Source organism: Methanoplanus limicola DSM 2279, assembly GCF_000243255.1.
Taxonomy (GTDB): domain Archaea; phylum Halobacteriota; class Methanomicrobia; order Methanomicrobiales; family Methanomicrobiaceae; genus Methanoplanus; species Methanoplanus limicola.
This window is the reverse complement of record NZ_CM001436.1, coordinates 1,961,621-1,973,944: the sequence shown is the minus strand read 5'-3', so window position 1 is coordinate 1,973,944 and position 12,324 is coordinate 1,961,621. Positions and strand designations below refer to the sequence as shown.

Here is a 12,324-nt window from a genome sequence, read left to right as displayed (position 1 = left end):
TACCATAATGTTTATATTATAATAAAAAATGTTTATATATTAAGCATGACAGAACCATCATTTGATCCGGTTTCAGCACTTGGCAAGATAAAAGAAGCATGACGCACTTTCGTAAGTTCCTTTCAGAAATTCAAAAACCCCGTCATAAAAGAATGGGTTGACAGCAGAATAAACAATGGCACACTTTTATCCAAAGGGTCATACATTGAGCTTGCACGCAGGTATGCTCTTGGTGATTCATTTGATAAACTAACCCATGATAAACTACTCCATAAGGACACATCCCTTTATTTCACCAAAAATCCCGAAGATAAAGAATCAAAGCCTGTAAAACTTTACAAACACCAGAGCGATGCTATACACTCCATAACATCCGGAGATAATACAATCATAACTTCCGGAACCGGTTAAGGAGAATGAGGTTTGATGATACTGATCTCTATATCGATCTCGTCTTTTACAACTGCATCCTGAAGTGCTACCTGTTAATTGATCTCAAAATGGGAGAGTTCTCATACGGGGATGTCGGGCAGATGGACGGTTATGTCAGAATGTTTGACGATCTATACATAGAAGAAGACGACAATCCAACAATCGGACTTATCCTCTGCACTGCAAAAAACGATGCCGTAGCCAGATACTCTGTCCTGAGTGAGAGAAAACAGATCTTTGCCTCAAAATACATGCTCTATCTGCCCACAGAAGAAGAATTAGCAGCCGAAATTCTTCGTGAGCGCCGGATGATTGAGCAGAGATTAAACGAATAGGAGTTACGCAGAACGTTTTTTAAATCGAAAGATCTTTATATAATGCGTACAATATTGCTTATCAGAATGCCACCTAAGCCTAAATACACTGAGGTAGACTACATCAGCTTTCTTATGGGAGCTCAGTGTGAATTATCTTGTATCAGAGGTGCAGATTGTTTTCCAACTGACAGCTTTAACATTTCACATGATGCAGTCAACAGATTTCTTTTAAGAGAGCCTCTAAGCACAGAGGCCTTATGGAATGAAGTAAAACCTTTTGTTGATCTAAAATCAGGCTGGTTAGTGGCGGATGACACTGTAATCGATAAAATTCATTCAAAAAAATGGAAGGCACATATTTTCAATGGAGTGGCAAACATAGGACAGTAGTTAGAGGAATTGGCCTGATATCATTGATATGGACCGATGGAGAGCATACTTTCCCAATAAATTACAGAATATATGATATTGATAATGACGGAAAAACAAAAAATGATCATTTCTGGGATATGCTTCAAGAAGCATATAACAAAGGATTCAGACCATATTTTGTATTATTTGACAGTTGGTATTCGAGTGTTGCAAACCTCAAATTTATCCGAAATCTTGGATTAAACTGGTTTTCAAGACTTAAGAGAAATAGATCTGTCAGTCCTGAGAAGGATAATAAAACAGATTTACAATCAATGGACCTTCATCTGGGCGATCAGGATGGTCGTGAAGTACATCTCAAAGCTTATGGTTTTGTTAAAATCTTCGTATCACTAAATAAGGCTGGAAATAGATGCTATTGGGCCACAAATTTCCTTACGATGGATAATTATGGTCTGCAAAATCTGGAAGATATATGCTGGAACATTGAGAACTGCCACAGAGTCATAAAGGAAGTTTGCAATGTCGAAAAATGCAAATTAAGAAAGGGAATTGGCCAAAGAAATCATATTAATTGTTCTTTGAGAGCATATGTTCGTTTTGAGGTTAATTTCCTGGAAAATGGTCAGACACCTTATGATGCCAATTGGGAAATTGTAAGACTGGGCATCACAGATTTCATGAAAAATCGTGCGCGAAATTTTTTTTGAGGGGGTAGTGCGTAAGTCCTATTATAAGCTGAGAGGTCTGACAAATAAATCGAAATAGTAATTAGATCTCAAAAATAATTAAGAAATAATTAAAATTCTTCAGGGGGTGGGGGCTTTTACACTTCTGCAGTACCCTGACCAGCCTCTATAGGTTCTATAATGGGAGATGCCTGCATTTAATGTTAAAACTTGAAGATCTAAAGAAGGACGCTGTTGTATCGGGGATTGAACCGGAGCAGAATGTCAGTATTGTTGCAACCGAACCTGTGGGTGAGAATGCTGTCACTGTTTACTACAAAGGTTCTGACGGCAGTTTAAAAGAGCAGATGCTTTTCAGGTCAAATGAATCCTCACTTTCACTTGCGAAGACCGGAAGGCCCTGGGCGTTTGATGCTCCAGGAGAGGAGTTTAAGCTTGCTGCTGAGGCGTACCGTATCAATCTGGCATATCTGTTTGACCCGATGATGGCGGTGCATACCTCTAATGTTGAGCCTCTGCCCCATCAGATAACGGCAGTGTACGAATCAATGCTCCCAAAACAGCCCCTGCGTTATGTCCTTGCCGATGATCCGGGTGCCGGCAAAACGATTATGGCCGGACTTTTAATCCGTGAACTGCTGATGAGAGCAGACGCCGAGAGGATTTTGATTGTCGCACCCGGAAGTCTGGTCGAGCAGTGGCAGGATGAGATGAATGAGAAGTTCGGGCTTTCCTTTACGATATTTTCAGGGGAAATTTATGAGCAGTCGCAGAGCGGCAATGCCTTTGATGACCATAACCTGATGATCGCCAGGCTGGACCAGTTGTCAAGAAATGATGAATATAAGGAGAAGCTTGACCGTTCACAGTGGGACCTTGTGGTGGTGGATGAGGCACATAAGATGTCTGCCCATTATTACGGCCGGGAATTTAAGCCGACAGGGAGGTTTAAGCTTGGGCAGATCCTGGGTAAAAATACCCGTCATCTTCTTCTGATGACTGCAACTCCCCATAACGGCAAGGAAGAAGAATTCCAGCTCTTTTTATCTCTCCTTGATTCAGACCGGTTTTATGGTAAGTTCAGGGACGGGGCACACAAGGTTGATGTAACTGACATAATGCGCCGGATGGTAAAAGAAGACCTCCTGAAGTTTGACGGCAGGCCTTTGTTTCCGGAAAGAAGGGCTTATTCAGTCAATTATACTCTCTCAGATGCCGAAGCAGCCCTGTATGCCTCTGTCACCCGTTATGTCCGCGAGGAGATGAACAAGGCGGAGAATATTGGGGATAATCAGAGGAAGGGCAATGTAGGTTTTGCCCTGACTGGTCTTCAGCGCCGCCTTGCCTCAAGTCCGGAGGCGATCTTTCAGTCCCTTAAACGCCGCCATGAGAAGCTTAAAAGTGAGGTTGAGAAGGTTAAGATTGAGAGGAGAGGCTATCAGGTCGCAGAGACTTTTTCATATCTTGTCGCTCCGGAAGAGGACCCCTGGGAAGCCGAGGATGAGATGTCTTACGGGGAGTATGAGGATTATGAGGAGAAGATCGTAGATAAGGCGACTGCGTCAGGGACAGTCAATGAGCTTGAGGCCGAGATCAGGATTTTAAAGAGGCTTGAAGATCAGGCAAGGCAGGTGGTAATCTCCGGAAATGACCGTAAGTGGGAGGAGTTGTCAAGGCTTCTTCAGGAGACACCTGAGATGCATGAAGAGAGCGGCAGGCAGAGGAAGCTCATCATATTTACGGAGTACAAAGACACCCTCCGTTATCTTGCCGCAAGAATTCGTGACCTGCTTGGCTCTGCTGATGCTGTTGTAACTATTGACGGAAGCGACAGGCGTGAGGAGAGGAGGAAGAAGCAGGAGCGTTTCAGGAATGATCCGGACGTGCGGGTGATGGTTGCAACAGATGCTGCCGGTGAGGGTGTGAACCTTCAGAATGCCCACCTGATGGTCAATTATGACCTTCCGTGGAATCCCAACCGGCTGGAGCAGCGGTTTGGCAGAATTCACCGTATCGGCCAGACTGAGGTCTGCCATCTCTGGAATCTAATCGCGTCTGAGACGAGGGAGGGTGATGTATTCCAGAAGCTGTTAAGTAAGCTTGAGACTGAGCGGCAGGCGCTTGGCGGACGGGTCTTTGATATTCTCGGCGATGTCTTTGATGAGCGGAGTTTAAAGGACCTTCTTATTGAGGCCATCCGCTATGGTGATGATCCGGAGGTCCGGGCAAGGCTTCTTCGTAAGGTGGAGGGTGCACTTGATACTGAGCATCTACGCGAGATTATGCGGGCCAACGCCCTCTGTGAGGAGGTTATGGATGAGGAGCAGCTTTATGCGCTTAAGGAAGAGATGGAAAAGGCTGAGGCGAGGAAGCTTCAGCCTTATTTCATACGGGCTTTTTTCACGCGGGCTTTTGCTGAGTTTAAGGGAGAACTGCGGCAGCGTGAGAAGGGGAGGTGGGAGATTACCCATGTCCCGGCTGTTATTAAGGAGAGGGATCGGCAGATCTCCGGGCGTGACCGCCGGTACACTGCTCCGGTGATGAACAAATATGAGCGTGTCTGCTTTGAGAAGGATTATGTCAGGCTTTTGGACCGTGTCGGAGCACCTATGGCAAGTCTTCTTCATCCGGGCCATCCGCTTATGCAGTCTGTAACTGATCTTGTTCTTGAAGCCCACCGGACAAAACTCCGGCAGGGGACGGTCTTTGTTGACCCGAATGACTTATCTGATGAGCCGAAGGTGCTCTTTATTATTGATCATTCGGTCAGGGATGGCAATGATGGCAGCCGGACGGTTTCACGGCGGATGAATTTTGTTAAGATTGATGCTGATGGCGGGGCGGAGAATGCCGGCTGGGCGCCGCATCTGGACCTTGAGCCGATTTCCGGTGAGGAATCCAGCCTCGTGCAGGATGTTTTGTCTTCTCCGTGGATTAATAACGGTCTTGAGCAGATGGCGCTTGGTTATGCGACGGAGAACCTTGTGCCGGGCCATTTTGATGAGGTCAGGTTAAGGCGTGAGGAGATGGCTGATCGGACTCTTTCTGAGGTGCAGGAGAGACTTGTTAAGGAGATCAATTACTGGTCTGACCGTGTGATAAGGCTTCAGGAGGACAGAAAGGCCGGTAAGGATGTCAGGCTGAATATTGATAATTTTAAGAAGACGATTGATGACCTTAGTGCAAGGCTTGAGAGGAGGAGGCGTGAACTCTCGGCTATGAGGCATGTCATCTCTGCTACGCCGGTTATTGCCGGAGGTGCGGTTGTTATTCCGGCAGGGCTTTTGGCTAAGAGGAAGGGTGAGTCGCAGAGTCCGGGAGTGGACGCTCTGGCACGGGCACATATTGAGGCGGTTGCCATGAAGGCAGTGATGGACGCTGAGGAGGCTTTCGGGCATTTCGTGACCGATGTTTCGGCTGAGAAGTGCGGATGGGATGTTACGTCTGTTGTGCCGCAGGGTTGTGTTTGTGGCAGTGATAGCAGGGCCGGTCGGGACAGCGAAGGCGGACACATTGCTCCGGTAACGAGGCATATTGAGGTTAAGGGACGGGCAAAGGGGCAGACTACGATTACGGTTTCAAGAAATGAGATTATGTATGGTCTTAATCAGTCTGATAAGTTCATTCTTGCGGTTGTGATTGTTGACGGCGATTCCTTTGAAGGTCCTTTTTACATAAGAGAGCCTTTTGACAGCGAACCCGGATGGGCTGTTACAAGTGTTAACCTTGATTTGCAGTCCCTTCTTGAGAAGGCTGAAACTCCCGGGCCGAATATATGATTCCCTGAGTGATAACAAAAAGCAGATAATCAATGAAAAAATATAAAATCTAAAATAAGATAGGATTGAGAAAATGGATAATTATTTGATAGTAATTGAAGAAGCGGGCACGAACTATTCTGCATATTCTCCGGACGTTTTGGGATGTGTTTCAACCGGAAGAACACCTGCTGAAGCAGAGAGTAATATACGTGAGGCACTGGCACATATTAAGGCGGTTGCCATGAAGGCAGTGATGGACGCTGAGGAGTCTTTCGGGCATATTGTTACCGATGTTTCGGCTGAGAAGTGCGGATGGGATGTTACGTCTGTTTTACCTTCTCCGGATGGCGGGCCTTCGATGACCAGACATATTGAGGTTAAGGGACGGGCAAAGGGGCAGACTACGATTACGGTTTCAAGAAATGAGATTATGTATGGTCTTAATCAGTCTGATAAGTTCATTCTTGCGGTTGTGATTGTTAACGGCGATTCCTTTGAAGGTCCTTTCTATGTCAGAGAGCCTTTTGACGGTGAACCGGGATGGGCTGTTACAAGTGTCAATCTTGATTTGCAGTCCCTTCTTGATAAGGCTGAAACTTCCGGACCGAATATATGATTCCCTGAGTGATAACAAAAAGCAGATAGTCAATAGAAAATATAAATTATAAAATAAGATGGGATTGAGGAAATGGATAATTTTTTGATAGTTATTGAAGAAGCGGGCACGAACTATTCTGCATATTCTCCGGACGTTTTGGGATGTGTTTCAACCGGAAGAACACCTGCTGAAGCAGAGAGTAATATGCGGGAAGCACTGGTCTTTCATATTGAGGGACTAAAAGAGGACGGTCTTTCTGTTCCTGATCCAAGTTTCGGTTTTGACGGAGATGAGGCATAATGGCCAAAGTTCCGGAGATAAAAGCCCCAAAAAAACTGATTGAGGTCGCACTTCCGCTGGACGAGATCAATGCAGCTTGCAAAAAAGAGGGCAATCCATTCACTCCGAGGCACCCAAGATCATTACATATATGGTGGGCACGGAGGAGAATTGCTGCTGTAAGAGCAGTACTTTTTGCACAACTGGTAAACGATCCCGGTTATGAGCGTGAACTTGGACGTGGAGTTAACAAAGAGAAGGCTGAAGCGGAGAGAAAGAGGCTCTTTGAGATTATTAAGAAGCTTGTCCTGTGGGAGAATACCAATAATGAGCAGGTCTTAGCCGAAGCCAGGGCCGAGATCATGAAGAGCTGGAGGGAGACCTGCGAGCTGAATAAGAAGCACCCTCAGGCAAAAGAGCTTTTTAATCCGGAGAAACTTCCGGCATTTCATGACCCCTTTGCCGGTGGTGGTGCTATTCCTCTTGAGGCCCAGAGGCTTGGGCTTGAGGCATGGGCATCTGATTTAAATCCGGTTGCTGTGCTGATAAATAAGGCGATGATTGAGATCCCGCCGAAGTTTGCCGGAAATCCTCCCGTAAACCCTGAGAGCAAAGAACAGATCCGTGTGGATGATTCCGAGTGGAAAGGTGCAGCAGGTCTTGCCGAAGATGTCCGCTATTATGGCCAGTGGATGAGGGATGAAGCAGAGAAGAAGATCGGGCATCTCTACCCAAAAGTCAGGATCACAGAGGAGATGGCAGAGGACCGCCCTGATCTCAAACAATATGCAGGGGAAGAACTGACCGTCATCGCATGGCTCTGGGCACGGACTGTCAAATGTCCTAATCCTGCCTGTGGGGGTAGAGCACCACTTTTAAGGTCATTTCATCTCTCTAAGAAAAAAGGAAAAGAAGTCCATGTTATTCCGGAGATTGACAAAAATATTCCGGCAGTAAAAAGATTTAGAGTTGAATCAAAAGGAGATGTTCCGGAAAATACCACCGATGCAAAGGGAGCCAGATGCCTGTTCTGTGGTACATTTATAAAAAAGGCAGAGCTGAGGGAAATCTCAAAGAAAGATGGTCTTGAGTCAATTCCTTTAGCTATTGTTGCCAAAGGAAAAAAGGGCCGTGTTTATCTATCCTCTGATTTATTTGAAGTTCCGGATATAAAAAAGCCGGATGTTCCGGAAGCCAATAAGCCCATGACCAATGATCACCGCTGGTTTTCTCCTCCACTATATGGGCTTCCCAATTTTTCAGATATTTTCACACCCCGCCAGCTTACAGCCCTGACAACCTTCTCCGATCTGGTTAAAGAAGCAAGGGAGAAAGCACTTAATGATGCCATCGCCGCCGGAATGCCTGATGACAAAACGGGCCTTGAAGACGGAGGAACGGGTGCTGCTGCTTATGCCGACTCAATTTGTATATATTTAGCATTATCATTGTCTAGATGGACAGATCTCACAAATAGTTTAGTTAGTTGGAATAATGTAAATCAAAATTTCCGTGCTTTGTTTGCTCGACAGGCAATACCTATGGTATGGGACTATGCTGAAAGTAATCCTTTTGGACCTATAGCATCCTGGTATTCAATAATTGAATCTCAAATAAATCTTAACAAAAGTTTATCTGCCTTTAATTTGGGTTATTCTACTCAAAAAAATGCAATGATTCAAGATTTAAGTAGTAATAAAATTATTTCGACCGATCCTCCATATTATGACAATATAGGTTATGCTGATCTTTCGGATTTCTTTTATGTGTGGTTGAGGACTTTTTTAAGATTTATATTGCCAGTCACATTGATCACTGTGAATACTCCTAAATCTGAGGAGCTTGTGGCTGCCTCTTATAGTCATGGTTCAAAAGGGGATGCTGAAGAATTTTTTATGGAAGGTATGAATAAAGCAATGCATAGACTTGCAGAGCAGGCAAATCCCCTCTTTCCGGTAACTATTTATTACGCATTTAAGCAGTCCGAGACAAAAGAAGGTAATACATCATCAAGCGGCTGGGAAACATTTCTTGAGGCTGTGATTAAATCTGGTTTTGCAATTAAAGGTACGTGGCCTATGCATACTGAAAGAACAGAGCGTTCAGTTGCTATGAATACAAACGCCCTTGCCTCCTCCATCGTGCTCGTCTGCCGGAAGAGGGGGGATGATGCTGATGTCGTGTCGAGAAAGGAGTTTTTGAAAGAGCTTAAGCGTGAGCTTCCTGAGGCACTGGATGAGATGACTGCATCGTCCATTGCGCCGGTTGACCTGGCACAGGCATCAATCGGGCCGGGCATGGCTGTCTTCTCAAAATATTCTGCTGTGCTTGAGGCAGACGGGACCAAGATGACTGTGCATGATGCACTTGTCCTGATAAACCGTGAGCTGGACGAATACTTCTCAGAGGCAGGGGACGACTTTGATGCAGACACACGCTTCTGTCTTGCCTGGTTTGATGAAAATTCATGGAAGGAAGGGAGATTCGGCGAGGCGGACGGTCTTGCCCGTGCAAAAGGAACGAGTGTTGACGGCGTAAAAGAGGCAGGAGTCATTGAATCCGGCAGCGGCAAAGTCAGGCTGTACAGATGGTCTGAATATCCGGATGACTGGTCACCGGAAAAAGACAGCAGAACCCCGGTATGGGAGGCACTGCATCACCTAATCCGGGTGCACCAGTGCGGGGGCGGAGAAGCAGGAGCGGCTGATCTTCTCAGCCGGATGTCCGGTCGGGCACTGTCGATAAAACAGCTTGCATACAGACTTTACACCCTCTGTGAGAGGAAAGGATGGGCAGAGGATGCCCGGCCCTACAATGAACTGATCACATCATGGGGCGAAGTGGAAGCAAGAACACCTGAAGCGGTCAGCAAAACTCCGCAGAAAAATCTTGATTCATTTTGAGGGGATAATATGAAAGATCACAGCAATATGATAAATATCAATGTAAAACTCCGGAAAATAACAGATAAACAGGTCCAGACTGAAAAGTTCAGCGATATGATCCAGAAAGGGGATTATCAGTAAAATGGCATTAAAACCGTGGCGTGAGGTTGCAGTTCCGCATGAAGACGTCCTTAAGGGAACATTTCAGCAGGCAGAGTTTGCGGCTGACTTATCGCGTGTGCACAACGGAACTGCAAGTGAAGAGTACGGCAACCCCGTCCTCTTCTACAGACGGACATTCATCACAGAAGGCATGAGGCTCCTTCTGGACTCCGTAATCAAAAGAATATCCGGAGAAGGAGGGGACCCTGTAATTCAGTTACAGACTGCATTTGGCGGCGGAAAAACGCATACCATGCTTGCAGTCTATCACCTGGTAAAGGGGACAGTTTCAACAGCAGAACTTCAGGGAATACCACCCATCCTTGACTCAGCCGGAATAATAGACCTTCCAAAGGCAAGAGTTGCAGTAATTGACGGAACAAGACTCTCACCAAACATGCCGGAAAAACACGGCAGCACAGCCATAAACACCATGTGGGGCAGCCTTGCCTGGCAGCTTGGCGGAGAAGAAGCCTATGAAAAGATAAGAGAGGCAGACGAATCCGGGACATCACCCGGAGCAGATAATTTGTCTGAGCTTCTTAAAACATATTCTCCCTGTGTAATCCTGATGGATGAGCTTGTTGGATACATAAGGCAGTTCAGCGAAGATCAGAAGCTTACAGGGGGTACATTTGATTCTAACATATCGTTTATACAGGCCCTTACAGAGGGGATTAGAGCAGTGCCAAATGCCATCCTCTTAGCCTCACTGCCGGAATCTGAACAGGAAGCCGGGAGCAGAAGAGGAGTTGAAGCCCTTCAGACGCTTGAACACTACTTCGCCCGTATTCAGGCACTCTGGAAACCTGTTGCAGCAGAAGAGGCCTTTGAGATCGTAAGAAGGCGCCTCTTCTCAGAGATAACAGATACAAAAGCTGTTGAGGATGTCTGCCGGTCATTTGCCGACATGTACATAAATTCCGGAGCGGAATTTCCGGCAGAGACCCAGGAGAGCCGTTACTACAGCAGACTCATAAACGCCTATCCCATCCACCCGGAGATATTTGACCGCCTGTATGAAGACTGGTCCTCACTTGACAACTTCCAGAGAACACGCGGAGTCCTAAAGCTCATGGCAAAGGTCATACACCGCCTCTGGAATGACGGCAGCAATGACTTAATGATAATGCCCGCCGGACTTCCGCTCTATGACGGCGGCACAAGAAACGAAGCCATCTATTACCTCCCGCAGGGATGGGACCCCGTCCTTGAGCGTGACATTGACGGAGACGGGGCAGAAACAACGGAAATAGAGAACAGAGATACACGCTTTGGCAGTCTTCAGGCATGCCGGCGTGTGGCAAGAACAATATTCCTCGGCAGTGCACCCGGAACTCCGAATAAGATGGTCCAGGGCATAGAAGAAGGAGGCATACTCCTTGGCAGTGTTCAGCCCGGACAGCAGATAAGCATCTACCGTGATGCCCTGCACAGGCTTTCAGACCGGCTGTACTACCTCAACTCAGCAGATAACAGGTACTGGTTTGACATACGCCCCAATCTCAGGCGTGAGATGGAGGAGAGAAAGAAGAGATATGATGAGAAAGAGGATGTCATCCCCGCCATCAGGGAAGAACTCGTAAAGGTCATAAAAAGAGGGCATTTTGACGGAGTGCACATCTTCACCCCCGGAAGTGATATTCCGGATGACACATCCCTCAGGTTAATCGCCCTTCCCCCAAACGCAACATATGGCAGAAATGATATAGGAATTGCCACCTCCTGTGCAGGTGAATATCTTAAAAAACGCGGCGATCAGCCACGTTATAACCAGAACCGGCTGATCTTCCTTGCCGCAGATTCTGGCAATGTAACCGGACTATATGACCATGTCAGGTCAATGCTTGCATGGGATTCGATAATCTCGGATTACAGCAACCGGAGAATTACCCTTGACAACCTGATGGCAGAGAATGCAAGGGAGAGCCTTGAGCAGTCAAAGAGGACGGTGAAGAGAAGCATCAGGGAGACATACCGCCACATCCTTGCCCCTCTCCAGGAGATATCCGGCGGCAGGGTTGACACACAGATAACGTGGGAAAATTTCACCTTAAATCCCGGTGCGGAAAAACCCATAGAGGAGATTGAGCGTGTTCTCACTGAAAATGAGGCATTAATCCCTGTATGGGCACCGGTGCACCTGTCAAACCTCCTGAAGAGGTGGTTTTGGGATGACGACAGATCCGAATACAGTGCCGGTGAACTCTTTGAAAACACATGCCGCTATCTTTACATGCCACGTCTTCAGAATAAAGATGTCCTGAAAAAGGCAGTTGAATCCGGAGCAGACAAAAGAGATTTCTTTGGAATTTCGGCAGGAAAGGACGGAGATAAGTATCTCGACTTCTCCTTTGGGACATACAGGTCAGGTATAATCATTGACAAGTCCCTGCTGCTGATAGAGCCGGATGCCGCAGCAGCGTATGAAGAGAGCATAAAACCACCTGAAGTGCCTAAACCTCCTGAAATACCTACAGGCCCCGGTAGCACCGGAGGTATAACCGGGGGAGGGGGAGGTAAGTCCGTAACTCCCCCAGTTCACGGTGGTCAGACTGCAACCGGCCCAACCGGAACAGCAACTTCCGGGAATAAAAAACGCTTCTATGCCTGCTGTGATCTTGACCCTGTAAAAGCCAAACTTGACTTCGGGCAGATTGTGGATGAGGTAATTCAGCACTTTACAACCCGCCCTGATGCAGATGTCAGGATAAAGATAGAGATTGAGACCAGTGACGGCAAAGGCTTTGATGAAAAACTCCAGAGAGCAGTCAGGGAGAACTGTAATACCCTTGGTTTCATATCCGCAGAATTTGAAGATGAGTAAAT

Annotated in this window: 5 protein-coding genes and 2 pseudogenes; all 7 read left to right on the top strand. The window is 46.6% G+C overall.

What is annotated here, in order from left to right:
- Positions 1 to 407: 407 nt before the first annotated feature.
- Positions 408 to 767 (top strand): annotated as a pseudogene (locus METLIM_RS09530) (PDDEXK nuclease domain-containing protein); the annotation flags it as partial.
- A gap of 66 nt (positions 768 to 833) precedes the next feature.
- Positions 834 to 1,831, top strand: a pseudogene (locus METLIM_RS09525) (IS701 family transposase).
- A gap of 179 nt (positions 1,832 to 2,010) precedes the next feature.
- Entirely contained in the window at positions 2,011 to 5,589 is a 3,579-nt protein-coding gene (locus tag METLIM_RS09520; protein WP_004078088.1) for a helicase-related protein, read from the top strand.
- Between the two features lie 73 nt (positions 5,590 to 5,662).
- Positions 5,663 to 6,187: a protein NO VEIN domain-containing protein gene (locus tag METLIM_RS09515; RefSeq protein ID WP_004078087.1), complete on the top strand. Its 525-nt coding sequence runs from the start codon at positions 5,663 to 5,665 to the stop codon at positions 6,185 to 6,187.
- 72 nt (positions 6,188 to 6,259) lie between these two features.
- Entirely contained in the window at positions 6,260 to 6,469 is a 210-nt protein-coding gene (locus tag METLIM_RS09510; protein WP_004078079.1) for a type II toxin-antitoxin system HicB family antitoxin, read from the top strand.
- Complete coding sequence (locus METLIM_RS09505; RefSeq protein ID WP_004078078.1) at positions 6,469 to 9,351, top strand: DUF1156 domain-containing protein; 2,883 nt, start codon at positions 6,469 to 6,471, stop codon at positions 9,349 to 9,351. Before METLIM_RS09510 ends, METLIM_RS09505 begins: the two co-directional genes overlap by 1 nt.
- A gap of 124 nt (positions 9,352 to 9,475) precedes the next feature.
- Entirely contained in the window at positions 9,476 to 12,322 is a 2,847-nt protein-coding gene (locus METLIM_RS09500; protein ID WP_004078075.1) for an ATP-binding protein, read from the top strand.
- The last annotated feature ends 2 nt before the right edge of the window (positions 12,323 to 12,324 follow it).